Raw genomic sequence first — 23,216 nt, 5'->3', positions numbered from 1 at the left:
CCCGCCCCCTGTCGAGAAAGGCCAGCAGTGGTACGAAAACCGCTCTGACCTGGGGTGGCGCTGGCCAGCGACTTCAGTGCGCGGTACTGGTGCCGGGACGACCCCCGCACAGACCGTGATCGGCCCGGCCCCGGACGTCCCACGTCCGGGGCCTTGCTGATTCCGGACCCGCGATCACTCGGCAAAGTCAGATGATCACGCTGAGTCGTTGGATCTGTTTCAATGGAACCGTCCCGCACTTCACCAGAGATTTTCGAGGAGTAGAGGCCCGATGGCCGGAGTCGAAGAGATCCGCGCTGGCATCGCGCTCGCCAACGAAAAGGCGTCCGCGAGCATCGCCGCTCTGCAACAGGCAGCGCAGTCTCTCGAAGAAGCCCAGCAGTCGCTCGCACAAGCGACGCAGGGCAGCAGCCAGCACGAAGTGAGCCAGGCGCACGGACTGCTGGCGGAAGCCCTGCAAGGCATCAACGGTCTGCAGAGCACCGTCCAAGCAAGCATTTCCTCAGCTGACTCCTACTCGGCGCGTCTCTAGCCGGATGACGCTCGCCGAACTCCACCAGCTGCTGACCTCGGTCGTGGCTGGGCTCGCCGATGCGCGCGCCCACTCCGAGCGGGCCACGAGCCTGCTCGGGGAAGCCCGGCAGGCGCTCGTGGACGCCCAGGCCAAGGCCGATCCCTGGCTCCCTTCGCAGTACGCCCAGGCGGGCGAGGGGCTGGATCAGCTCCTCGTCCGCCTGGCCGCTGCCGAAGACCTGGTGAGCGGATACCGGTCGCGCCTGTAATCCTGCTAGGGACACTTTTTCTTGGGGACGCAGATGGCCAACAAGTCAGCCGAGCAACGCAACCGCGTCGAAACCGCACTCGACCGGGTCCGCCATCAGATCGGGTTGGTGCTGGGCGCGGCGGCCGGGGCGCGTCAAGCCGCCGAAGCCGACCTCGCCAAGCTCGAACTGGAACGGGACATCGTCCACGTCGGCATGAACCACGCCGGCGCCGAGCAGCAGAACGAATGGTCCCGCCACCCCGCCGCGCACGAAGTGTTCGGCGCGCTCGGCAGTGTGCGAAGCGCTTTCTACACCGACTGGAGCCAGGGGCCCGCGACGCTGCGGGACCTGGTCGCCCACAACGCACCCGGTGCGGCCGGCCTGCCGCCGGGCGACTGGCTCGGCACCGTCGGGCACAACCCCGGCCTGACGTCGCCGGGGCTGTGGCGCGTCGGTTCGGCCACGGCCGCCGGCAACGACCCGACTCGCACCTTCGACGTCGCCGTCCCGTTGCTCGACGAGTCGCACCTGGCGATCTCGTCGGCGCCCAAGACGCGGCCGGCGATCGACGGGATCGTGCAGAACCTGCTGGTCCGCGTGCTCTCGACGTTCGAGCCCGGCTCGGTGCGCGTGCACCTGTGGGACATCGGGCAGCTGACCGCGATCCTGCCCGACCTCTACCCGCTCAGCCACACCAGCGCGCTTTCGCTGTACGACCCCGGGCGCCTCGAGGACCTCCTCGACGAGCTGGCCGGCCACATCCGCCGGATCCACGCCAACAGCATGTCCGCCGGGTACACGTCGTTGCGGGAGATGCGGCAGAAGACGGAGCAGCGGGGCGAGCCGTTCCGGATCGTCGTGCTGTACGGCAACGGCGAAACCCTCGAACCCGAACGCGCGCGCGACCTCAAGCGCGTCGCGAGCGGCGCGCTGGCCGCCGGGATCTGCCTGATCATGGTCGACGTGCCGACCGCCGTGAGCGCGCCGGTCGAGACGCTGAGCCTCACCGACGACCGCCATGCGATCAGCAGCATGACCGGCACCGACCTCCTCGTCGACCTCGATCCGCCGATGCCGTCCGGGCAGGTCATCCGCGCCATCGACAAGATCGCGAAGGCGCTGATCGCCAAGCAGGGCGGCCCGCGTTCGTTCGACGACCTGCTGCCGGCGGAGCTGGGCCACGAGACCTCCGCGCGAGAACTCCGTGCCCCGGTCGGGTTCTTCGAAGGCGAGCCGGTCGAGGTCGTGATCGGCGACGCGAGCCCGCACGTCCTGATCGGCGGCCCGTCCGGTTCGGGCAAGACCAACTTCCTGTACGCGCTGCTCGGCGGCATGGCCGCGCGGTACACCCCGGACGAGCTGGCGCTGTACCTGCTGGACTTCAAGGAAGGCGTCTCGTTCGCCGGGCTGGCGCCGGGGCGCAAGGACGCGAGCTGGCTGCCGCACGCGCGGCTCGTCGGCGTCAACGTCAACACCGACCGCGAGTTCGGCCTGGCGCTGCTGCGCTTCCTGGCCGACGAACTGCGCCGCCGGTCCGCGGCCGCGAAGGAGCACGAGGTCACGAACCTCGCCGACCTCCGCGAAGCCGACCCCGGCGGGCACTGGCCGCGGATCGTCGCGGTGATCGACGAGTTCCAGTACCTGTTCGCGGGCCGCGACCAGGTGACGGCGACGGCCACGCAGCTGCTGGAGGACATCGCGCGACGCGGGCGATCGCAGGGCATCCACCTGGTGCTGGCCAGCCAGGACGTCGCGGGCATCGAGGCGTTCTGGGGCAAGCCGGCGGTGTTCGAGCAGTGCACGCTGCGGATCGCGATGCCGAAGGCGCGGCGCGTGCTGGCCGAGACGAACAACGCGGCGGTGTCGGCGCCGAAGTGGCACGCGGTGATCAACCACGACTCCGGCGTCGCACACGGCAACCAGCTGGCCCACGTGCCGGACGCGAGCAGCAAGAACGTGTTCGTGCGGCTCCAGCACCGGTTGTGGGAGCAGTACGCGGGCCACTTCCCGCGCCCCCGCCTGTTCGACGGCGCGCACCAGCCGATCCTGGAACAGTTCCCGGCGTACCTGGACCTCAAGCCGAACTCGAAGCCGCGCGCCCTGCTCGGCCAGTCGATCGACGTGACCGAAACGGCGTGCGGCGTGGACCTGCCGCGCGCGCCGGGCCGCAACGTCGCGGTGCTCGGCTCGGCCACCGCGGAGGCACTGTCCATCATGGACTCTTCCGCGCGTTCGCTGTCCCGGCAGTACGAAAACGGCGAGGTCGAGTTCGTGCTGAGCTGCCCGATCGAGGCGTGCGCCCCGGCCGCGTGGGAGCTGACCGAGCGACTGCGCGAAGACGGCCACGCGGCTTCGCTGGTGGACGACCTGACCGGCGTCCTGGAATCGATGACGGGCTCGATCTCCGGCGGCGCGAAGGTGCTGCTCCTGTACGGGGTGGACGCGGCGCTGCCGGCACTGGAGACGAAGGCGGTCGGCCAGCTGAAGAGCGGGCTGGACCACCTTCGCGTGATCCTGAAGCAGGGCCCCGGCCACGGCATCCACACGATCGGCTGGTGGCGCAGCATCGCCCGGCTCAAGGACACGCTGGGCTTCGGCGGCACCGACGACATCGGCACGTGGGCGGCTCTCGACGTCCAGGGCAACGAGCTGTCCCCGTTCGCGGCGGGCCAGGTGGTGCACTGGTCACCGCGCCCGGGCCGCGCGTTGTTCTTCGACCGCACGACCCACGGCGCCCCCGAAGTGATCATCCCGTTCCAGCGTCCGGAGAACGCCCAATGACCGACGACGGCGCCACCGCGGCCATGCGGTACAAGGAGATCATCGCCCTCTCCCGGGGCTCGGCGGAGAACCTGCGCGAGTGGGAACTCGCCCGCGAAGCGGCCCTGACCGCGGAGATCGAGGAAGCCCGGACGGCCATCGAGGTGGCCACCGAGCGCGAGAACCGCGCGGCCGAACGCGCGACCCGCTGGTGGAAGATGGCCCTGCACAACATCCAGGGCCTGATGTGGCTCGACCCGGGCGACGAACCACGTCCGGTCACGACCGCACGGGCGGCGTACCTGGAGCGGTACCTCGAGGAGGTCAAGCCGAGCTACCAGGAGCTGGTGCAGGCGGTACTGGCGTTGGGCTGGCGCGCCAAGCGGGCGGCGTCGAAGCAGCGGGGAGAGCAGCCCCCGCCGGCCTAGACGTCGAAGACGGTGTCGTAGGGCTCGTCGTCCTCCACGGGTTTCCCGATGGTTGCCCCGCGAATGGCAGCGGTGATGGCCCGGCTGAGCGTGGCGGCGTCCAGCCGCATGGCTTCGGGTGCCAGCCGCACTTCGCTGACTACTCCGTCCGGCCCGACGGCGACGGTGACGCACCGCTCCGGCGCGACGGCGCTCAGGAGGCGCTGGTTGTCGGCCCTGCGGTCTTCGATCTGCCTGAGCTGCCACCGCATTTCCTCGATCAGTTGCGCGTTGTCCATGGCCTCCCCTGGTGCGGCGCGTAGACGAACTCGTAGTACTTCCCGAAGTGGTGCTCGATCAGGCCGTAGCCCTTGCTGTTCGCGACCCCGTACAAGTCCGGCCTGCTCAACCCCAGCTCGACCATCCGGATGGTCACCCGCTCCCGGCCGTCGAGGCGCGCGGCCAGCTCCGCGATCTGTTGTTCGCGAGGCCGCCGGCCCCGCGTGACCCGGACGATCGTGATCGTCAGGACGAGGGCCATGAGGCCACCGCACAAGAACACGATCAGCAGGGCGAGCAGCGGCGCGGCCAGCTCGGTCATCGCCCCACCTCGCCGCTACGGAGGCTCCAAGCGACCTTTGCCGTGGCTTCGGCCACGGCGGGCCAGGCGTCCTCGGACTCCGCGACCACCGAAAGGATCACCACGGACCGGCCGTCCGGCAGCGGGATCTGGTACTCGGCCTTGGTCTGGGTGCGCACGTCCGCTTCGGGAAAGCGGAACTCGCCCCCGCTGAACGCGACGATCGCCGGCCCGATCGGCAGGCGCACCGGCTGCACCACCGCGTACTTGTGGCGGCTCCGGTACTGCTCGGCCATCGCCGCCACCAGCGCATCGGGGCTGCCGGGCGCCGGCTCGGGCCACTGGACGACGCCCAACGTCAGGGTCGCGACGTCACCCTTGCGCCGGCCGACCGCGAACTTGCCGAACACGCGGATGCCATTGGCCTGCATGGCCGGTACGAGAGCCATGAGGTAGCTGCCGAACTCCTCGACCGTGGTTCCGGCGCCGTCCGCCAGGTTTCCGGCGATGGTCCAGGCGTGGCCGCGGTTCATCTTGTCGTCGATGCCCACCGGCATCCCGGCGAACCCGGGCGGCAGGTCGATTTCCAGCGGCATCAGTTCCACACCTCGTCTTCCGCCCGCGCACGGCGACGATCCGGTGCGTTGTCGGCCTCGAGCCCGGCGTGGGCGGCGTTCCAGTACGCCAAGCCCGCCGGTGAAAGCCCGACCACGGCCAGCTGGTTCGCGTCCTTCGGCTTCCAGTAGTTGATGAAGTCGCCGATCGGGCCTTCGAACCCCTTGCCCATGGCATCGGCGGCGAGCTCACCGCCAACCTGTTCGCCGACCAGGCCCCATCCCCCGAACGTGACCACCTTGGCCGCCGAGTCCGGCACCACCAGTCCGGCGATGGACGTGACGGCACCGAGAGCGTCGAACGTGAGGGTTTCGGGAGCCACGTCGGCACCGGCGACCTTCGCCAGCGAATGGCCTTCCAGCGCCGCGACGCCGAAGCCCGCGGCCACCGCGCCCACGATCACGCCCGCGGGATCGGGCACGAAGTCGCTGGCCACACCGAGAATGTTGCCCACATCCCCGGTCACGTCCGAGAGCTTCGACAGCAGCTCAGCGTGGTCCTGGACGAAGTCCCACGCCTGCTCCGCCCCGTCGGCGAGGGTGTTCGACAAGTCGACAAGTGCCCCGCCGACCGCGTCGCTCAGCTTGTCGAGCACGTCCGGCTCGTCCGGCGCGAGCTCCTTCGCCGTCCGCAGCGCCGCCGCGACCCGGGCCGCCGCCTCCGTGTGCTCTTGCTGGAGTCGCTTCGCGGCGTCCTGGACGTTCTGGCAGCCGTCGATCGCCGTCTGGAGCTGCTGACCCGCGTTGTCCAAGAGCCGCTGCGCGATCCGCAGCGACGGCTCGTCCGGGAACGTCCGGTTCGCCAGCGCCAGGTCCGGGTTCGCGCGTGCCTGCTCCGCCGCCCGGGCCGCCGCCTCCGCGCGGGCCTCCAGGTCCGACGCGCGTTTCTGCAGGTCACCGAGGTGCCGCGCCCACTCTTCCAGCGCGTCGGCCGCCTCGCCCATCGAGCGAGCCGCGCCCTCGAGGTACTGCGGCAGCGGGCCCAGACGCCGGACGAACGCCTCGCTCGCCGCACCCTGCCAGACGCCCTGCTTGCGGACGATCCGACGGAGCGAGTCGTCAGCCTCGGTCAGGTCGGTGCTCACCGCCCGGTACTTGGCCGCCAGGTCGGTGACGCCGTCGAGGTCACCCGGCGCCGGGTCGAAGCCCAGGGCCGGGAAGTCGCGGGCGCTCACCGGCCGAGGCCGTTCAGGAGGTCGGTGATGCCGCCGGTCGCGCCGCCACCGGGCGGACCTTCGCCGCCCGGAGGCTCCGAGTCGCCGATCTCCGGCACACCGCCCCCGAGCACCGCCGAGCCGAACCTCCCCAGCTCGCCGCCGAACTCGGCTTCGATCCGCTCGTACCGCTCCTTCGCCCGCTCCAGCCGCTCGGTGACCCCCGAAGCCGCCTCCCCGAGCCGCCCGATGCCGAACCCCCAAGCGTCCTCGAACTCGATCCCCGCCTCGCCCAGTTCGGCCGTCCCCAACGACCCGAACGCCCCACCGCCCCCGAGCTTCCGGTTCGCGTCTGCCATCCGCCCCGCCACCGTGCCGAGATCGTCGATGAGCCTGCCCAGCTCACCCACCTTCACCGCGTACCCGTCCACGCCACCCTCCCCTGTGGTCCCGTCACCAGTAAAGACGGCAGCGCGCGCGATGCGGTTTCCTCGTCACCCGAAGGTGTCAAAACACAAAAGGCCACCTCCGGGCGATGCGCCCGAAGGTGGCCTCCTGCAAGGAGAACTACTTGGCGAAGATCTGATCCAGGTAGTCGAGCAGGTCGTTCAGCGCGTCCAGGACCGCGTTGCCCGCGCCCGGCCGGAACCGGATCACCTGCGGGTCGTGGTCGCTGGCCTGGTCGGCGAACTCCGCGTTGATGTGGACGACGTCGTAGTCCACCCCGCGCGGTGCCTTCGACGCCAGGATGTGGTCCAGCACCTGCGACTGGCCCTCGAACACGTAGCTGTACCGCTCGGCTTCCGGCACCGAAGCGATCAGGTCCTTCAGCGCGCCACCGGCGGTGAGCGTCTGGACCGCCGGCGAGAACGGGTAGTCGTTCAGGTCGCCCGCCACCACGATGTTCGCGCTGCGATCGGCCGCCAGCAACGAATCGACGAACCCGCGCAGCACCGTCGCCTGCTTCGCGCGCTGCACCTCGGAACTGCGCACCGGCGGCTGGAAACGGCCGTGCGTCGGCTGGTCGCCGCCCTTGGAGTTGAAGTGGTTGGCGATGACGAAGACCGTGCGGCCCTTGAAGACGAACTCGCCCGCCAGCGGCTTGCGGCTGGTCGTCCAGGCTTCGTTCGCCGGGTCGACGCGGCCCGGCGACGCCGTGAGGTGCGTTTTCCCGTGCTCGCGGACGACGCCCACCGCGGTCGTCGGCGTCCCACCCGGACGGTCCACAAAGGACACGCGCGCCGGGTTGAACAGGAACGCCACGCGGATGTTGCCGCCCGGCTGGCCGCCGTCCTGGTCGTTCACCGGGTCGATCGAGCGCCACTGGTAGCGTGGGCCGCCCTTGGCGACGATGGCGTCGGTGAACTTCTGGAGCGTCTGGTCCGCCGCGACGGTGCCGTCGTCGGTCGCGCCCGTGTTGTCCTGGATCTCTTCCAGGTTCACGATGTCCGGCGTCGCCAGGTGCGTCACGATCGCCTCGCCGAGCCGGTCGTACTTCGCCTGCGGGTCACCCGGGGCCAGGTTCTCGACGTTGTACGTCGCGACCGCGAGCTCGCCCGTCCGCTGCTTGCGCGTGGTCTCGCCCTGCAGCCCGTTGTCCTTTTCGGTCCCGAGCACACTGGCGAACAGCGTGTAGCCGCCGAAGTTGCTGTACTCGACGGGACCCGACGTCGTGCCGGTCAGCACGTCGCCGACGTTGAGCTTCGGGAACGGCCGCTGGTCGAACGGGATCAGCGACGACACCTTCAGGACGCCGCTGTTGAGCTGGTCGTAGCCCAGGTAGACGCTGCCGCCGCGGACGGACCGGTGCTGGTCCGGCTTGGACGTCACGTACAGCTCGTTGAAGGAGTTCGACGGGCCGACGACGCGGGCGTCGCTGACCGAAACGACCTCGCTCTCGTGCGACTCCCAGAAGTCGAGCGCGTACTTCGCCGGCTCCAGTGGAAGCGGCTCGATGTTCCCGCCGGGCGACGGCGCGTACGCCGTCGGCACGGTGTCCGGGTTCAGCACGGTCGGTGCCGGCAGGGCGTTCCCGTGCGAGTCGACCGTCCACTGTGCACTGCCCAGCTCGGTGAGCGACTGGTAGTTCGACGTCGCCGGCGCGTCCGGGTAGAACTCGCGGACGGTGCCGGTCGCGGTGACCGCGTCGCCGACCGCGACGGCCGGGCTGGTCGAACCGGTGAAGACGAACAGGCCCTCGCTGGTGCGCGGGTCGGTGTCCGGGTTCGGGTCGGTGAGCCAGAAACCGCGCGACGAACCGAACGCCCGGGTCGCGGTGACCACGCCGGTGACGCCGCTGACCTTCTGGTCCTTGAGCGGCGAAAGGCGCGTGGTGCCCTGGATGTCGTGGATCTTGGCGGGGGTGCCCGGTTCGCCCGGGTTGCCGCCACCGGTCGTTTCGCCCTTGGTGTTCGTCGGGGACGGGTCGCCGACGGTGAAGTCGGCGGCGTTGTCGTCGGTGTCCACGAGGGATGCGCCGCGCGCGACGGACGTCGAGTTGGCCGGCGCCGCCGTCGGGTTGCCTTCGCGCACGGTCGCCGCGCCGAAGCCGACGACGTCCTTGACCCGGGCGTCGGCCGCGCAGTCCGCGGCGGTCTTGCAGGTCAGCGCGGTGGTGCCGGAGACGAGGGCGATCGTGCCCGCGGTCGCGGACATCGCGATCGTGCCGGTCGCGTCCGGTGTGGGCAGCGCGACGGTGCCGCCGGTGCCCTTGCCCTCGGCCACGAGGTAGCGCCCGCCCGGGGCGACGCTGCCGGTCAGCGGCGTGACCTGCCACGTGCTCGACGGGCTGGCCGAAGCGGGCAGGTACTGGACGCTGAAGCCGTCGACGCTCGTGGCCGCCGCACCGCGGTTGGCGAGCTCGACGAAGTCGTTGGTCAACGTGGCGCCGGAGTTGCCACCACCGCCGTAGACCTCGGCGATGACCGCGTCCGCGCTGGGTGTGGCGAGCGCGGCCGGCGCGGCCACGCCGCCGAGCACCAGGCCCGACGCGACGGCCACCGTGAAGGCGGCCTTGGATCTGTGGGTCTTGGTCACCCTGAGTCCCCTTTGTGCTTGAACAGTCGTGGCATAGTCCCCCGGGCAAGTGAGGAGGAGGAAGACAAAGATGCAACGATTCGTAACAACTACTTTCGTCGTCACTCGTTCGGCAGAGCAGGTTTCGTGATCACGCTGGTACTCGGCGGAGACGTCAACATCCAGGGCCGGGCCACCCCGGCGACGGCGTTCGAGCGGCTGAGCCCGCTGCTCCAGGGCGCGGACCTCCGGTTCGTGAACCTCGAGGGGCCCGTCGACGCGCAGGCCGTCGAAGCGCTGACGTCGGCCGGTATCGACGTCGTCTCGTGCGCCAACGACCTCACCGCGATGGCGAGCCTCCCGGTCCTCGACCGAGCCGGGATCGCGCACTGCGGCGCCGGCGCGAACATCGACGCCGCGCACGCGCCCGCGGTGCTCGACCGGCCGGGCGAGAAGGTCGCGTTCCTCGCGTACACCTCGCTCCGCTCCCGCGGGCAAAGCGCGCTGCCGGACTTCCCGGGGTGCGCGCAAGCGTTTGCGACCACGGCCTACCAGCCCGATCCACGCGTTGCCGAGATCCCGGGCCGCCCGCCGCTCGTCCGCACGACGCCGGTGCCCGAGCACCTGGAGCGGCTCGTCGCCGACGTCGAACGGGCCAAAGCGGACAGTGCCCACGTCGTCGTCTCGATGCACTGGGGCCTGCCGGGGCCCGAGCTGACCGAGTACCAGGTCGCGTACGGGCGCGCCGCCGTCGACGCCGGCGCCGACCTGGTCGTGGGCCACGGACCGCACACCATCCAGGCCGTCGAGGTCCACCGCGGCCGGCCGATCCTCTACAGCCTCGGCAACCTCGTCTTCGACTGGCCGGCGATGCGCGGGCGGCACGTCAACGGGCTGCTGGCCGGCTGCATGTTCGGCGAAGAAGCGCGGCTCGAGCTCATCCCGGTCCGGCGGAACGCGGACAACGAGTGCGAACCGCTTTCCGGGGACGACGCCGGCAAGGTGCTGCGGTACTTCGCGGACGTCTCGGCGTTGCGTTCGACCAAGGTGTCCGTCCGGGATGGAATCGCCTCGGTGTCCGGATTGGGTGTTGGTGCGTAACGGATCGCGCGCGGTCTGTAATAGCGCGGCGCACAGCTGTCACCCATCCGGCGCATCTGCCTTAAATGAAGCTCAAGGGCCGGAACAACCTGCGTGAAGCGGCGGTACGGTCTGCGTGAGCCGCCGGAAAAGTGGCAAAGACCACTCCCCGACAGCTCGCGATCGGCACGGAAACGTGGGGGAGGGAGAACGATCATGTGGGGGCTGGTTGTTCTCAGCTGCGTGTTCGTGCTGGTGCTGGGGATAGCCGCGGTCGTGGACCTTCGGGACCACGACCGCGGCGAGCACCGGGTCTAGCGCACCGCCTGCCTCGCCTTGTAGCGGCCGAGGAGCGTGCGAGCGCCGGCCAACGCGACCCGTCCGGCTCCTTTCGCGCTCGCGGCCAGCACCGTCGTCCAGTCGAAGTAGTCGCGCCACAGCACGATCCGGCCGCCTTCGACTTCGAACGTGCCGCACACCCAGAACTCCGCTTCCCACGCGCCGCGGCGCAGCACGTCGGTGCGTTCGGTGAGCACGACGTTGCCGTCCGCGGCGATGTGGTGCGTCCGCGCCTCGAACCCGGAGCCGAACCGGGCCAGCAGCCTCAGCTGCTTCTCGACCGCCGCGACGCCGCGAGCGGGCGGCAACGGCACGTTCTGGTACACGATGTCGCTCGCCGCGAACGTCAGCGCGCGGTCGATGTCGAGGTCTTCCAGGGCCTTGAGGAAACCGGTCACCACGGCCTGGGGTTCATCGGTCATGACCTCAGGCTAAGGGTCAGAACGGCCGGTCGCCCGCGATGGCGACGCGCTCCGCGATCCGGACGTGCGGGTGGTAGTCGTTGACCGCGTAGTGCTGCGTGGCGCGGTTGTCCCAGAACGCCACCGAGTTCGGCCGCCAGCTGAACCGCACCTGGAACTCGGGCGTGTGGGCCTGCAGGAACAGGTACCGCAGCAGCCGGTCGCTCTCGTCGCGGTCCATGCCGACGATGTGCGTGGTGAACGCCTGGTTGACGAACAGCGTGCGCCGCCCGGTCTCCGGGTGCGTCCGGACCACCGGGTGCTCGACCGGCGGGAACTCGTCCTGCCAGCGCGCGAGGAGCGCCGGATCGGAGAACCGGTCGAAGCCCGGGAGGTAGTCGTGGACGGCGGTGAGCCCGTCGATGCGGGCGCGGACGTCCGCGGGCAGGTTGTCGTAGGCGGCGGCCATGTCGGCCCACAGCGTGTCCCCGCCGACCGGCGGCACCTCGATCAGCCGCAGCACCGAGCCGAGCGCCGGGCTGGGCCGCCAGGTGACGTCGACGTGCCAGATGTTCTCGTAACCGGGCATGGCCGCGGTGCGCTCGAAGCGCGTGACGGCGTCGTCGTCGCCCTTCGGGATGAACGGGTTGGTCTCCAGCTCGCCCCAGTTCGCGGCGAACGCGCGCTGCTGCGCCGACGTGATGTCCTGGTCGCGGAAGAAGAGCACCTTCCACTCGAGCAGGGCGCGGTTGAGCTCCTCGCGCAGCTCGGGGGTGACCGGCTCGCGCAGGTCGACGCCGTCGATCTCCGCGCCGATCACCCGGCCCAGCGGCCGGATCCGGAAGAGTTCGCACGGTTCGCTTTCGACGCGGTGCAGGACGCGCGGGCCTTCGACGATGCCGCCGTCGGGCGTGACGGCCTCGCGCAGCTGAATCCGGGCAGGGATGTCTACGGACATGGTTGTGCTCCAAGGGTTTTCGGGAGTGTTCGGACGCCGGGCTCGCGTCAGGCCGGAGGCGAGCCCAGGCGGCCGCGGCGCAGCAGGAGCTCCGCGACGCCCTCTCCGATCGACCGCTTCGAGGCGCGGTCGGGCCACCGGACGGTCTTGCGTTCCGAGGTGGCGGGCATGTCCTCATGGTCCGCGCCGTCCCGCCCCGCGGTCAAGACGTCCACTTGTTGGAACGTGCCGAACGGCGCAGGTCACCGCGATGCGGGCCGCGCGGGCGCATGAGGCAAGATCTTCCACGATCGGGTGAGCGCCCTTGACGACGGAGGTCCCCATGCCGGAAGGCAGAGGCTCGCGGATCGGCAGTGAGACCCTGGAGCTCCGCTCCGTGACCGGGGCCTTCACCCCGAAGCGGCCGGACCGGCTGCGCGAGGCGGCCGACCGGCTGGACCAGGCCACGGCCGCCGACGACAAGGCGGCGGGCCGGTTCGCCGAAGCCCGCGTCGACTCGACGCCGTTCGGCATTTCGCCCCAGGCCCGCGAGCTGGCGGCCCGCTGGGCGGCCGCGCTGGCCGCGCGCGAGGCCGACGCCCGCGTCCTCGGCGACGCGACGTCCGACCTGGCCGGCCGCCTGCGCATGGCAGCGGAGAGTACCCGGAGCACCGGCTTCCGGGGGCGGATCGCGGTGGCCCCGTGACCTCCCTCACCGAGGTCTTCGAACACCCGGCCCTGACGGCGGCGGCGTCAGCGCTGTCCTCGCTACGGCTGGCGGCGGGCCGCATCGGCGTCCCGGACCCGGTCGCGGCCCTGCGCCACCTGGACTGCGCCCCGGCCGCGATCCGCACGTCGGCGTCGACGGTCGACGAGGGTTCGCTGGTGGTGACCGCGGCACAGGAGGAGTTCCGCGCCGGCGTCGACCGCGCGGAAACCGGCGGCAGCGCCGAGACGTTCGGCACGTGGGCGGACACAGTGGACGGTCAGTACGGCGCCGCCGCCCGCGCGGCCGCCGAGACGGCCGCACTGGGCGCCCGGATCGCGTCCCGCTTGGACGAACTGGCGGAGTCGGCGGCGTCGGAGGTTTCGTCGATCGCCACGGCCGTCTCGCCCTCAGTGCACGCGGTGCTGACGGGCGACCGCTCGGCCGAGGTGGTGAGCGACGTCAGCACCGCGTGCACGGCGGTGCTGCGGACGGTTTCCGCGAAGGTGGCGTCGCTGTCTTCGCTGGCGGAGGAACTGGAGCCGTTGACGACTCCCGCTGTCCAGCTCAGCTGAAGTGTTCGCGAGCCCATTCTTCGAAGGGCCGCGCGGGATGCCCGGTCACGGTGGCGACGTCGAGCGAGACGGGTTCCGGATCGTCGACGAGTGATGCCCAGTGGGCCAGTGCCGCTGTTGCGAATTCCTCGCCGAGTTGTTGAGCCAGCTGCGTTTTCGCTTGTTCTTCCGGTTGTTCTTCCCATCGGACTGGTGTTTTCAGTGCCTCACCGATGATCTTGGCCTGGTCCGCCTGGCTCAGGGCTTCCGGGCCGGTGACGAGGTAGATCTGCCGGCGGTGGTCTTCGGTGAGGGCTTTGACGGCCATGTCGGCGACGTCGCGTTCGTGGACGAGTGAGCGTTTGGCTTGACCGTACGGGCCTTTTACGACGCCGCTTCGGGCCTGCTGCGCCCAGCCGAGGGTGTTGGTGGCGAGGCCGGTGACGCGGAGGAAGGTCCAGTCGTCGGTGACGGCTCGGATGGCGGCCTCGACGTCTCCCCAGACACCGCCGTCTTCCGCGGACATGGCGGAGAGGTAGACGATTTTCTTGCCCTTGAAGGGTTTTACGGCTTGTTCGATGCCTTCGGCGGAGAAGAAGGGCCAGAGGAGGTAGACGGCGTCAACGTTGTCGGCGGCTTCGCCGGGGTCCCTGACGTCGCCTACGACGACGTCGACGCCTTTCGGCGCCTTGGTGGGGTCGCGGACGAGGACACGAACGTCGGCGCGGGTCAGCCCGGCGACGACGTGCCGCCCGGAGTGACCGGTGGCTCCGGTGACGAGAACCTTCATGAAGTGCTCCTTGGTCAGCTTGTTCCGACCACGGTCACACTTCAAGTTCCCTTCAAGTCAAGCTTCAGCTCCCGTGTTTTCAGCAACGCTGTAACGATCTCGACTTGGCCGGCGACCCAGCACGCACAGCGAGGAGGCACGGGTGCATGAGAACTGCGGAAATCGCGAGCTTCCCCACAGCTCGCTTTGGGTACGCGCAACTGCTTCGTTCACGGCAGTGGTGCTACTGACAGCGGGCTGCGGCAACAATTCCCTGACGAACACCGAGCCAAGCGAAACCGCACCGATCACCTCGAGCCCGCCGACCGCCACCGCTTCCAAGCCGGACTTCAGGGGTATCGTGCTGGCGACCTGCACCGGGGGCTCGTCGGAGACGTTGACCAGTATCAACCCGGTGAACTCAGTCCAGACCACCCGGCATTTCACCTTGACCGCCGGGACTCCGCCGCCATGGACTGCCTCGCCTCGATTCCGACCGGCCAGGTGCTTCGCCAGCAGTTCAACCGGGACTTCACCCGCATGGCCGCGTCCACCATCGGCATGCCCGAAGGCGGCGTGCACATCGGTTATGTGAACAACGACATGACCGGCATCTTCACCAACCTGACGCCGTCGTCGTCCGGCTACACGGATCCGCCGAATCAGAACGTTCCGGTCTTCAACCCGGCCACCGGAAGGATTTGGTTCACAAGCCCAGCGGGCACGGGATCGGTCGATCCCGATCTCGGGTCAGGCAGTTCGAAGATCGAATCTCCCGCGTCGTCCCAAGGCACCGAAAGCGGAAACCAGCACGCGGAAATCTTCTACTTCACCCCGGACGGAAAGCTGCCGATCGGTTTGGGGACAGGCGCGTACAACATCTACTCTCTGGATGGGAAGACAGAAGTCGACTACTCGATCAACTACCGAGTCGGCGACGAGGGTAAAGTCGACAATTCGACACCTCTTGTCGAACTCTCGGCCGGCGCGGAAACCTGCTGGCCGAAGTGGTTCATGACCTCCAGCACGTTCCTCTGCCTGCCCACCGATCGCACCCAGATCTTCAAGATGACGATCAGCGCCGATCGCAGGAGGATCGTCCAGACCGCCCTGCTCCCGCGAACCAGGCAGCCGGTCAGTGATGTGGTCGCGAATCCGGACGGTACCGAGGTGGCATTCGTCTCTTCGGTAACCGGGACGCCGGCCCTCTACACGGTGTCCACGGCCGGGGGCAGCTCGCCCGAGAAAGTCGCGGACCTCGGCACCGAAGCCGGACGTCCCATCGACTGGATCCCCTGATCCCTGCCGATACCGAAACCCCCGGCCAGCTGGGCTGACCGGGGGTCCGGATGAGAGCGGTGGCGGTGGGATTTGAACCCACGGACGGGGATTAGCCGTCACACGATTTCGAGTCGTGCTCCTTCGGCCGCTCGGACACGCCACCGCCGAGAACAATACCGGAGGGTCCGGCCTCGGCTCACGAGGGGTCGCCCGGGTTGCCCGCACGCCACCTGACCTGGGCTTCCCGGAGCGCGCCGCGGGCTCGCGCGCGCAGGTCGTGGGCCGCCTCGCGGGCCTGGGCGCCGCGGCGTTGGGCCATGCCCTGGGCCTGGAGCCTGCGGTTGCCCGTCGCCGAGCCGAACTTCTGACGTGCGCTGCCGACCGCCTGCTGGATCTTGTGCTTCACCGTCATGGAACCTGAGTACCCAGAAACGTCAGCGCCGCATCGCGAAGTACGTCTCCAGCAGACCCGCGCACTCGTCGACCAGCACGCCGCCGTGGACTTCCGGGCGGTGGTTGAGACGTCGGTCACGGACGACGTCCCACAGCGAGCCCACCGCGCCGGTCTTGGGCTCCCACGCGCCGAACACCAGCCGGGAGATGCGCGCCAGCACCAGGGCGCCCGCGCACATCGTGCACGGCTCCAGCGTCACCGCCAGGGTGCAACCCTCCAGGCGCCAGCCGTCGCCCACCACGCCGGCCGCCGCGCGCAGGGCCAGGATCTCCGCGTGGGCCGTCGGGTCGCCGAGCTCCGTGCGCGCGTTGCGGGCCGCCGCCAACGGGAGGCCGTCGGGGCCGAACACGACCGCCCCGATCGGGACGTCCGCGCCGGGGGCGCGCGCGGCCTCCAGCGCCGCCTCCACGGCCTCGGTGTCGGACGGGCGTCTCAGAGCTCGTCCAGGAGCTTGGCGAACTCGCTGCCGAACCCGCAGCGCTGCGCGACCATCTGCAGCTGCTCGTCCGGGTAGAGGTCGACCTCGCCGACGATGACCTCCAGTTCCGGCCCCGGCAGCCCGAGGTCCGCCAACACCCCCAGGTCACCCTCGGGCCAGACGGAGTCGTCCTCCTCGTCCGGTGGATCGACGCGCAGGACGTCGAGGACGTCCGCCGCGATGTCGTAGTCCAATGCCGCCGCCGCGTCCGAAAGCAGCAACGACGGTCCACGCGGGCTCGGCCGGACGATCACGAAGAACTCGTCATCGACCGCCAGCAGCCCGAAGGCCGCACCGGTGGAACGTAGTTTGCCCAGTTCAGTGATCGCCGCGTCCAGTTCGGTCAGGGCCCCCGGGTCGAGCGCGCTGCACCGCCACCGACCGTCTTCCCGGACCACGGCCACCGCGAACCCCGTGACCGGCTCTTCCACCGCCATGCGCACACCGTATTCCGCTGCCCGACCGAACGCACGCACGGTGCGCCCGAAGCGCCGCATGGGGCACTATCGGGACCATGACCGGCCCCACTGACCTGCCCACCCTGCCCGGCGCGCCGTTCGCCGGCCTCCTCGACGACGCGCGCGCGTTGCAAGACCGCACGGTCGCGCTCCGCCGCGCCGTGCACCGCAGGCCGGAACAGGGCCTCCACCTCCCGCACACGCAGGCGGCGATCCGGGACGCGCTGGCCGACCTGCCGCTGGAGATCACCGAGGGCAAGGCCACGACGTCGCTGACGGCCGTCCTGCGGGGCGGGCGGCCCGGTCCGGCGGTGCTGCTGCGCGGCGACATGGACGCGCTGCCGCTGACCGAGGAGACCGGGCTCGACTTCGCCTCGGAGGACGACGAGTCGATGCACGCGTGCGGGCACGACACGCACGTCGCGATGCTCGCGTCCGCGGCGCGGCTGCTCGCCGGGCGGAAGGATCAGCTGGCCGGCTCGGTCGTGTTCATGTTCCAGCCGGGCGAGGAGGGCCACCACGGCGCCCGCTTCATGATCCACGAGGGCGTGCTGGACGCCGCCGGGACGCGGGCCGAGCGCGCGTTCGGCGTGCACATCCTCGCCAACGCGCCCAGCGGGCGGCTGCAGCTGCGGCCCGGCCCGCTGATGGCGTCGGCGGACTCGTTCACCGTGCGCGTCACCGGCAAGGGCGGCCACGGCTCCGCACCGCAGCACACGATCGACCCGGTGCCGGCGGCCGCGGCGATGGTCGGCGCGCTGCACACGATGATCACGCGCCGGGTGAGCGTGTTCGACCCCGCGGTGCTCTCGGTGACCCGGATCCAGGCCGGCACGACGTCGAACATCATCCCGGAGACCGCCGAGCTCGAAGGCACCATCCGCACGCTGTCCGAGCAGACGCGCGCGCTGGTCCGCGCCGAGCTGCCCAAGGTGTGCGAGCAGGTCGGCGCCGCGTACGGCTGCCGCGTGCTCGCCGACGTCGAGCCGGGCTACCCGGTGACCGTCAACGACGACCGGATCGCCGCCGAGGTGCTGCGGCTCGGCGCGACCGTGCTGGGCCCGGAGAACGTCGAGCTGCTCGCCGACCCGCTGATGGGCGCCGAGGACTTTTCCTACGTCCTGCAGCGCGTTCCCGGCGCGTACGCGTTCCTCGGCGCGTGCCCGCCCGGCGTCGACCCGGCCGAAGCGGCGGCGAACCACTCCAACCGCGTCGTCTTCGACGAGGACGCCATGCCGAGCGGCGTCGCGATGCTGGCTGCTTTCGCGCTGGACTCCCTCCGCTAAGGCCCGGTCCGCGACGGGCGGCCGTCTTCCAGGTGGCCGGCGAAGCGGCGACGCCACCCCGGGACCTCGAAAGCGACGTCGTACCAGCCGTTGCGCGTCGGCACGGGGAAGTCGCGCGAGGCACCCGGCGGGACCACGACGTCGTTCAGCGTGACCGGCCCCGGCCCGCTGTTGGTCACCGTCACGCGCAGCGCCGGCGTGCTCACGAAGGTGACGGCGGCATCAAGACCGGGCCCGCCCGAGGCCTCGACGACGAAGCCGTTCGGGCCGTGGATCGCGATGTCGTACGACCCGGCGTGCGGGATCCGGCCGGTGACCTCCCCGTTCGGGGGGACGTCGAAACGCTGTGGCGGCCCGCCCACGTGGTAGGCGTACGCGGCCAGCTGCAGCGCCTGCGTGCCGTGGTTGGCCAGGTGCAGCTTCAGCGCGCTCGGCTCGACGTCGGCCCAGGCGACCGGCTGGTACGGCAGCGGGCGCGCCTTGGCCGTGCCGGGCTCCTGCACGAGCGCGCCCGGCCGGACCCGGGGCTTCGGCAGGCGTGCCTGCGTCCGGTCGGCTTCGGCGCGCAACGCGTCGGCGTCCGGCAGCAGCGGGATCGTCGTGTCGTGCGTGCGGAAGTCGAAACAGCTGGTCAGGTCGCCGCAGATCGCGCGACGCCACGCCGAGATGTTCGGCTCGCGCACCCCCGTCCACGTCTCGAGGAAGCGCAGCACCGACGTGTGGTCGAAGACCTGCGAGTTCACCCAGCCACCGCGGCTCCAGGGTGAGACGACGGTCATCGGCACCCGCGGCCCCAGCCCGATCGGCGCGGGCGCCCCGGACGCGGCGCCCCGCTCCGGCCGGTTCCCCGGCAGGTACTCGCCGGGGGTGCCGGGAGGCGGCGCCGGCGGGACGACGTGGTCGAAGAAGCCGTCGTTTTCGTCGTAGTTGATGAAGACCACGGTGGATTCCCAGAGGTCCGGCTTGTCCCACAACCCTTTCAGCATCCGCTGGATGTAGGCGGCGCCGTCGACCGGCCGGGCGGCGGGGTGCTCGCAGTAGCCGTACGGCGCCACGACCCAGGACACCGCGGGCACCGTGCCGGCCGCGCAGTCGGCGAGGAACTCGGCCAGCACGTGGTCGACGTCCCGGCCCCGGCCCGAGTCGGGCTTGAGCTTCTTGCGCAGGTTCGCGCGCTCGGCCAGCCGCCGCTTCACGGGGTCCATCGAGTACAGCGCGTCGTGGTAGTTCTGGAACAGCCACAGCGGGTTGTCGCCGTAGTCGCCGACGAAGTGCTCGGGGACGCCGCGCTCCTCGTCGTTCGCGTAGATCCGCCACGAGACGCCCGCCGACTCCAGCCGTTCGGGGTAGGTCGTCCAGCGGAACGAGGGCTCGTAGTCCGGCGCGTTGCGCGTCGCGGGGCCGCCGGCGACGCCGTCCGGGTCGATCGTGCCGGTCCAGTGGAACAGCCGGTTCGGGTGCGTCGGGCCCTGGAGCGAGCAGAAGTAGTTGTCGCACAGCGTGAACGCGCTCGCCAAGGCGTGCTGGAACGGGATGTCGTCGCGCGTGAAGTACCCCATCGTCATGGGGCTCTTCGCGGTGATCCAGCCGTCGTACGCGCCGTCGTTCCACGCGCGGTGCGTGCTGTTCCAGTCGTGCGGCAGCTCGCCGAGGTCCTGACCGTCCACAACGGACGTGTCGATCCGGAACGGCAGCACCGGGTCGCCAACACCCCGCTGGCGGAAGACGTCGCGAAGCGCCGCGCGGTCGCCGAAGCCGCGTACGCCCGCCATGGTGCCGTAGTAGTGGTCGAACGATCGGTTCTCCTGCATCAGCACCACGACGTGGCGGACGTCGTCGATCGTGCCCTTCCGCGACGCGGGCGCGCACGCGGCGGACAGCGCGCCGGCCACGGTGACCGCGGCCGCGCCGCCCAGCACCGTGCGCCGCCGGATCCGGCCCATGTCCACCTCCTCATCCCCTGGTCAGCGGCCTGACCGGAGTACCTTTCGCGCCGAGAGAGGTGAAGCCATGCTCAACTCAGCGGAATTGGTCGCCTTCGCACCGTCGAGCGACCTCGAGCGCTCGCGCGCCTTCTACACGGATGTCGCCGGGCTCGAGTTCATCGAGCAAACCCCCTTCGCGTGCGTGTTCCGGAGTGGCCGGACGATGGTGCGCGTCACCGCCGTGGCCGAGTTCGCGCCGCAGCCGTTCACGGTGCTCGGCTGGGCGGTCGCCGACATCCGGGCGACCGTGGCCGAGCTGCGTGGCCGCGGTGTCGAGTTCCTGACGTTCGACACGCTGCCACAGGACACCGACAAAATCTGGACCACGCCGGGCGGCCGGATCGCGTGGTTCCGCGATCCCGACGGCAACGTGCTGTCGCTGACGGAGTTCACTGGCAATTAAACAACAGTGTTGCTTTAATGGCGGCATGACCGACGCCGACGCCCTCGCCCAGCTCGCCGAGCAGGAGGAACGCCTCCAGTTCACGAAGTTCGACAACGAGACGGCGCTCGCCCTCGGCCAGCAGCTGCTGACGGCCGCGCGCGACCGCGGCCTGCCGGTGACGATCTCCGTCCGCCGCAACGGCCAGCGCCTCTTCCACGCGGCGCTCCCGGGCACGTCGGCCGACAACGACGCGTGGATCGACCGCAAGAGCCGGGTGGTCGACCGCTACGGCCACAGCTCCTTCCTGGTCGGCGCCCAGTTCCGCGCGAAGGGCGGCTCGTTCGAGGAGGACAGCCGCCTGGACCCGGACGTGTACGCGGCCCACGGCGGGGTGTTCCCGGTGCTGGTCCGTGGCGTCGGCCCGGTCGGGACGGTGGGTGTGTCGGGGCTTCCGCAGGCCGAGGACCACGCGTTCGTCGTCGAGCAGCTGGAGCTGTTCCTCGGCGATTCCTGAGGCCGGGGCCGCGAGGCCGACGGTGCACCGAAAAGAACAGGCCCGGAACACTCCCGCTTGCTACCGTCGATCCCATGAAGCGCGCCTTGACGACGACGCCGGAGAGTGTCCCGGCGCGCTGATCCACGCATGCCAGCCCGGGGCGGTCGCCCCGGGCTTCGTCTTGTGGTGCTCCGCCTCGCCGTTCACGAGGAGTCCACGATGCACGACCACCGCAAGCTCGGCCGCGAACTCGGCCTGTTCGGTTCCGATCCGCTGATCGGCGCGGGCCTGCCCTACTGGCTGCCCGACGGCGCAGAAATCCGCCACAGCCTGGAGGAATACGTCCGCGACCTCGAACGGCACGCGGATTACCGGCACGTCCATTCGCCGGTGCTCGGCAAACGCGAGCTGTACGAGATTTCCGGGCACTGGGACCACTACCGCGACGACATGTACCCGCCGATGGACGTCGGCGGCGAGCAGCTCGTGCTGCGGCCGAGCCTGTGCCCGCACCACGCGCTGATCTACCGTTCGCGCGGCCGCAGCTACCGCGAACTGCCGCTGCGGATCGCCGAGCTCGGCGGGATGTACCGCAGCGAACTGTCCGGTGTGCTCGGCGGGCTGGGGCGCGTGCGCGCGATCCAGCTCAACGACGCGCACATCTTCTGCGCTCTCGACCAGGTCGAAGCCGAGGCGGGCGCGGCGCTGGCGCTGATCCGGCAGGCCTACGACGCGCTCGGCATCAGCCCGGCGCGTTACCGGCTTTCGCTGCCCGGTGAGGGCGGTAAGTACGTGGCCGGGAACTGGGACCGCGCCTCGGAAATGCTGCGTTCCGTGCTCGAGCGGAGCGGGCTCGCGTACGACGAGGCCGAAGGCGAAGCGGCCTTCTACGGGCCCAAGATCGACGTCCAGATCGCCGACAGCGCGGGCCGCGAATCGACCCTCTCCACCGTTCAAGTCGATTTCCACCAGCCCGCGCGGTTCGGCCTCGAATACGTCGGCGCGGACGCGGCGAAACACCGGCCGGTCATGGTGCACCGGAGCATCATCGGCAGCGTCGAACGCGCGGTGGCGCAGCTGATCGAAGTGCACGGCGGCGCGTTCCCGGCCTGGCTCGCGCCGGTGCAGCTCCGGCTGCTCCCGCTGTCCGAAGCCGAAGTGCCGTACGCGCGGGAAGTCCTCGATCGCTGCGGCGACCTGCGGGCCGAGATCGCAGCCGAAGGCAGCCTCGGCGCGCGCATCCGGGACGGCCGGCTGGTGCCGTTCCAGGCCGTGCTCGGTCCGGACGAGGTGGCCGCCGGACGGCTTTCGCTGCGGCTGCGCGACGGAAGCCGGCTCGACGCGCAGCCGGCCGGGGACGCACTGGCCTGGCTCAGGGCCGAGAGCTCGCCGCCGTCAGCCAGTCGAGGGCCGGGGTCAGGCTTTCCGGTGCCGCCCAGCCGTTGATCACGGCGAGCAGTTCCAGGTAGCGCTCACGGCGTGGGTCGTTGACGGTTTCGAGCCACTCCCGCAGCTCACGCGGGTCGCGGCCGAGGCCGTCGACGATCGACGTCGCTTCCGGCGTGTCCGGGGCGATCCCCGCTTCCAGTGCCGGCGTGACGGCGGCGCGCACCTCGGCGGCCAGGTCGCGGCGCAGGCCGACTTCGTGCCGGTCCGCGAGCCGGCGCAGGGCCGCGCGGAACTCCGCGTCCCGCGTCAGCTCGGCCAGCGCGATCCACGCGTCGAGCTGTTCGGGGCTCGGGTCTTCCGGCAGTTCCGGGGTCAGCGTCCTGGCGATCCCGGCCAGCTCGGGACGGTCGCCCAGCGCCTCGGCGAGGAAGTCGCCGACCAGGTGCCGGCGCTCCACTTCGGACAGTCGGGGCAGTTCGTGCAAGAGTCTCGTCTCCTCCGTGGTCGATCCGCGGCCGGCGATCGCCGTCAGCACCGCTTGGCGCAGCCGCAGCACGCGGATCTCCGCGTCCAGCGCCGCCGCGTGCCGGGCCGCGATGTCGGCGACCGCGACTTCCCCGTCGGCGATCCGGCGGATCGTGGCGAGGTCGAGGCCCAGCTCGCGCAGGGTGCGCACGAGGCCGAGCCGGGCGAGGGCGGCCTCGTCGTACCGGCGCTGACCTGCGGCGTTGCGCCCGGACGGCGGCACGAGGCCGCGATCCGAATAGAACCGGACGGCCTTGATCGTCAACCCCGTCCGCCGGGCCAGCTCGCCGATCGAATACCGCATGCCACCCAGCCTGGCAGCTCCCCTCGGGGGAGCCGCAAGCCTGTTTCACCCCATCGTGTCGATCACGTGTTCGACTATCCGCGGTAACGTGGATC

Annotated in this window: 28 protein-coding genes and 1 tRNA gene; 12 read left to right on the top strand and 17 right to left on the bottom strand. The window is 70.6% G+C overall.

What is annotated here, in order from left to right; genetic code table 11:
• Positions 1 to 271 precede the first annotated feature (271 nt).
• Genes ACLJQM_RS05865 through ACLJQM_RS05850 form a run of 4 tightly spaced genes read left to right on the top strand, consistent with a single transcriptional unit; the run spans position 272 to position 3,952 of the window.
• Positions 272 to 532, top strand: coding sequence for a hypothetical protein (locus ACLJQM_RS05865; RefSeq protein ID WP_003056176.1), 261 nt, complete (start codon positions 272 to 274; stop codon positions 530 to 532).
• A 4-nt stretch (positions 533 to 536) separates the two neighbouring features.
• Positions 537 to 782, top strand: coding sequence for a hypothetical protein (locus tag ACLJQM_RS05860; protein ID WP_247017087.1), 246 nt, complete (start codon positions 537 to 539; stop codon positions 780 to 782).
• A 33-nt stretch (positions 783 to 815) separates the two neighbouring features.
• Positions 816 to 3,545 carry an FtsK/SpoIIIE domain-containing protein gene (locus ACLJQM_RS05855; protein WP_360779670.1) on the top strand — a complete coding sequence of 910 codons (2,730 nt, stop codon included), beginning with the start codon at positions 816 to 818 and terminating at the stop codon, positions 3,543 to 3,545.
• Positions 3,542 to 3,952, top strand: coding sequence for a hypothetical protein (locus tag ACLJQM_RS05850; RefSeq protein ID WP_247017083.1), 411 nt, complete (start codon positions 3,542 to 3,544; stop codon positions 3,950 to 3,952). Before ACLJQM_RS05855 ends, ACLJQM_RS05850 begins: the two co-directional genes overlap by 4 nt.
• Here the strand turns inward: ACLJQM_RS05850 and ACLJQM_RS05845 are convergent.
• The 6 genes from ACLJQM_RS05845 to ACLJQM_RS05820 form a co-directional block, all read right to left on the bottom strand.
• Entirely contained in the window at positions 3,949 to 4,230 is a 282-nt protein-coding gene (locus tag ACLJQM_RS05845; RefSeq protein WP_410630392.1) for a YbaB/EbfC family DNA-binding protein, read from the bottom strand. The two genes, ACLJQM_RS05850 and ACLJQM_RS05845, sit on opposite strands and share 4 nt — an antisense overlap.
• Positions 4,212 to 4,532: a hypothetical protein gene (locus tag ACLJQM_RS05840; protein WP_410630391.1), complete on the bottom strand. Its 321-nt coding sequence runs from the start codon at positions 4,530 to 4,532 to the stop codon at positions 4,212 to 4,214. Before ACLJQM_RS05840 ends, ACLJQM_RS05845 begins: the two co-directional genes overlap by 19 nt.
• Complete coding sequence (locus tag ACLJQM_RS05835) at positions 4,529 to 5,107, bottom strand: hypothetical protein (RefSeq protein ID WP_410630390.1); 579 nt, start codon at positions 5,105 to 5,107, stop codon at positions 4,529 to 4,531. The genes ACLJQM_RS05840 and ACLJQM_RS05835 overlap by 4 nt, the downstream gene beginning before the upstream one ends.
• Complete coding sequence (locus tag ACLJQM_RS05830) at positions 5,107 to 6,300, bottom strand: WXG100 family type VII secretion target (RefSeq protein WP_410630389.1); 1,194 nt, start codon at positions 6,298 to 6,300, stop codon at positions 5,107 to 5,109. The genes ACLJQM_RS05835 and ACLJQM_RS05830 overlap by 1 nt, the downstream gene beginning before the upstream one ends.
• A complete protein-coding gene (locus ACLJQM_RS05825; protein ID WP_410630388.1) occupies positions 6,297 to 6,710 on the bottom strand; it encodes a hypothetical protein in 414 nt (137 codons plus the stop codon). The genes ACLJQM_RS05830 and ACLJQM_RS05825 overlap by 4 nt, the downstream gene beginning before the upstream one ends.
• 136 nt (positions 6,711 to 6,846) lie before the next feature.
• A complete protein-coding gene (locus ACLJQM_RS05820) occupies positions 6,847 to 9,315 on the bottom strand; it encodes an endonuclease/exonuclease/phosphatase family protein (RefSeq protein ID WP_410630387.1) in 2,469 nt (822 codons plus the stop codon).
• Between the two features lie 126 nt (positions 9,316 to 9,441).
• Here ACLJQM_RS05820 and ACLJQM_RS05815 point away from each other — a divergent pair, with 126 nt between their 5' ends.
• Entirely contained in the window at positions 9,442 to 10,395 is a 954-nt protein-coding gene (locus ACLJQM_RS05815) for a CapA family protein (protein WP_410630386.1), read from the top strand.
• Between the two features lie 293 nt (positions 10,396 to 10,688).
• On the opposite strand, the gene ACLJQM_RS05810 is transcribed toward ACLJQM_RS05815, so the two are convergent.
• Genes ACLJQM_RS05810 through ACLJQM_RS05800 form a run of 3 tightly spaced genes read right to left on the bottom strand, consistent with a single transcriptional unit; the run spans position 10,689 to position 12,287 of the window.
• Positions 10,689 to 11,135, bottom strand: coding sequence for a limonene-1,2-epoxide hydrolase family protein (locus tag ACLJQM_RS05810; RefSeq protein ID WP_360779648.1), 447 nt, complete (start codon positions 11,133 to 11,135; stop codon positions 10,689 to 10,691).
• Between the two features lie 16 nt (positions 11,136 to 11,151).
• Positions 11,152 to 12,072: a TauD/TfdA dioxygenase family protein gene (locus ACLJQM_RS05805; RefSeq protein WP_410630385.1), complete on the bottom strand. Its 921-nt coding sequence runs from the start codon at positions 12,070 to 12,072 to the stop codon at positions 11,152 to 11,154.
• Positions 12,073 to 12,119: 47 nt separating this feature from the next.
• Positions 12,120 to 12,287, bottom strand: a complete 168-nt coding sequence (locus tag ACLJQM_RS05800) for a hypothetical protein (RefSeq protein WP_247017063.1) — start codon at positions 12,285 to 12,287, stop codon at positions 12,120 to 12,122.
• Between the two features lie 107 nt (positions 12,288 to 12,394).
• Here ACLJQM_RS05800 and ACLJQM_RS05795 point away from each other — a divergent pair, with 107 nt between their 5' ends.
• Together ACLJQM_RS05795 and ACLJQM_RS05790 are read left to right on the top strand one after the other, a co-directional pair.
• Positions 12,395 to 12,757 (top strand): hypothetical protein, encoded by a 363-nt coding sequence (locus ACLJQM_RS05795; RefSeq protein ID WP_410630384.1) that lies wholly within the window; start codon positions 12,395 to 12,397, stop codon positions 12,755 to 12,757.
• Positions 12,754 to 13,332, top strand: a complete 579-nt coding sequence (locus ACLJQM_RS05790) for a hypothetical protein (RefSeq protein WP_410630383.1) — start codon at positions 12,754 to 12,756, stop codon at positions 13,330 to 13,332. Before ACLJQM_RS05795 ends, ACLJQM_RS05790 begins: the two co-directional genes overlap by 4 nt.
• Here the strand turns inward: ACLJQM_RS05790 and ACLJQM_RS05785 are convergent.
• Together ACLJQM_RS05785 and ACLJQM_RS05780 are read right to left on the bottom strand one after the other, a co-directional pair.
• Positions 13,325 to 14,101 carry an SDR family oxidoreductase gene (locus ACLJQM_RS05785; RefSeq protein WP_410630382.1) on the bottom strand — a complete coding sequence of 259 codons (777 nt, stop codon included), beginning with the start codon at positions 14,099 to 14,101 and terminating at the stop codon, positions 13,325 to 13,327. The two genes, ACLJQM_RS05790 and ACLJQM_RS05785, sit on opposite strands and share 8 nt — an antisense overlap.
• A gap of 57 nt (positions 14,102 to 14,158) precedes the next feature.
• Positions 14,159 to 14,515, bottom strand: coding sequence for a hypothetical protein (locus ACLJQM_RS05780; RefSeq protein ID WP_410630381.1), 357 nt, complete (start codon positions 14,513 to 14,515; stop codon positions 14,159 to 14,161).
• Between the two features lie 36 nt (positions 14,516 to 14,551).
• Between ACLJQM_RS05780 and ACLJQM_RS05775 the strand changes: the two genes are divergently transcribed.
• Entirely contained in the window at positions 14,552 to 15,379 is an 828-nt protein-coding gene (locus tag ACLJQM_RS05775) for a hypothetical protein (RefSeq protein ID WP_410630380.1), read from the top strand.
• A 57-nt stretch (positions 15,380 to 15,436) separates the two neighbouring features.
• Here ACLJQM_RS05775 and ACLJQM_RS05770 read toward each other — a convergent pair.
• The 4 genes from ACLJQM_RS05770 to ACLJQM_RS05755 form a co-directional block, all read right to left on the bottom strand.
• A tRNA-Ser gene (locus ACLJQM_RS05770) sits at positions 15,437 to 15,524 on the bottom strand.
• Between the two features lie 33 nt (positions 15,525 to 15,557).
• Entirely contained in the window at positions 15,558 to 15,773 is a 216-nt protein-coding gene (locus ACLJQM_RS05765; RefSeq protein WP_360779632.1) for a CsbD family protein, read from the bottom strand.
• Between the two features lie 22 nt (positions 15,774 to 15,795).
• Entirely contained in the window at positions 15,796 to 16,224 is a 429-nt protein-coding gene (locus ACLJQM_RS05760; RefSeq protein WP_247017045.1) for a nucleoside deaminase, read from the bottom strand.
• Between the two features lie 23 nt (positions 16,225 to 16,247).
• Positions 16,248 to 16,730, bottom strand: a complete 483-nt coding sequence (locus ACLJQM_RS05755; RefSeq protein WP_247017043.1) for a tRNA adenosine deaminase-associated protein — start codon at positions 16,728 to 16,730, stop codon at positions 16,248 to 16,250.
• A 77-nt stretch (positions 16,731 to 16,807) separates the two neighbouring features.
• Between ACLJQM_RS05755 and ACLJQM_RS05750 the strand changes: the two genes are divergently transcribed.
• Positions 16,808 to 18,037 (top strand): M20 metallopeptidase family protein, encoded by a 1,230-nt coding sequence (locus ACLJQM_RS05750; protein WP_410630379.1) that lies wholly within the window; start codon positions 16,808 to 16,810, stop codon positions 18,035 to 18,037.
• Here the strand turns inward: ACLJQM_RS05750 and ACLJQM_RS05745 are convergent.
• Complete coding sequence (locus ACLJQM_RS05745; RefSeq protein ID WP_410630378.1) at positions 18,034 to 19,980, bottom strand: phosphocholine-specific phospholipase C; 1,947 nt, start codon at positions 19,978 to 19,980, stop codon at positions 18,034 to 18,036. The two genes, ACLJQM_RS05750 and ACLJQM_RS05745, sit on opposite strands and share 4 nt — an antisense overlap.
• Before the next feature lie 85 nt (positions 19,981 to 20,065).
• Between ACLJQM_RS05745 and ACLJQM_RS05740 the strand changes: the two genes are divergently transcribed.
• From ACLJQM_RS05740 to thrS, 3 genes are all read left to right on the top strand, one after another.
• Positions 20,066 to 20,425, top strand: a complete 360-nt coding sequence (locus ACLJQM_RS05740) for a VOC family protein (protein ID WP_410630377.1) — start codon at positions 20,066 to 20,068, stop codon at positions 20,423 to 20,425.
• Positions 20,426 to 20,450: 25 nt separating this feature from the next.
• Positions 20,451 to 20,921 (top strand): heme-degrading domain-containing protein, encoded by a 471-nt coding sequence (locus ACLJQM_RS05735; protein WP_410630376.1) that lies wholly within the window; start codon positions 20,451 to 20,453, stop codon positions 20,919 to 20,921.
• A gap of 129 nt (positions 20,922 to 21,050) precedes the next feature.
• Positions 21,051 to 22,349 carry a threonine--tRNA ligase gene (thrS, locus tag ACLJQM_RS05730; RefSeq protein ID WP_410630375.1) on the top strand — a complete coding sequence of 433 codons (1,299 nt, stop codon included), beginning with the start codon at positions 21,051 to 21,053 and terminating at the stop codon, positions 22,347 to 22,349.
• Here thrS and ACLJQM_RS05725 read toward each other — a convergent pair.
• Positions 22,276 to 23,121, bottom strand: coding sequence for a MerR family transcriptional regulator (locus ACLJQM_RS05725; protein ID WP_410630374.1), 846 nt, complete (start codon positions 23,119 to 23,121; stop codon positions 22,276 to 22,278). The two genes, thrS and ACLJQM_RS05725, sit on opposite strands and share 74 nt — an antisense overlap.
• Positions 23,122 to 23,216 lie beyond the last annotated feature (95 nt).

Source organism: Amycolatopsis sp. cmx-4-83, from assembly GCF_046548815.1.
Lineage (GTDB): Bacteria > Actinomycetota > Actinomycetes > Mycobacteriales > Pseudonocardiaceae > Amycolatopsis > Amycolatopsis pretoriensis_A.
Note: the sequence above shows the minus strand (reverse complement) of the source record. Positions and strands in the feature narration are given on the sequence as shown.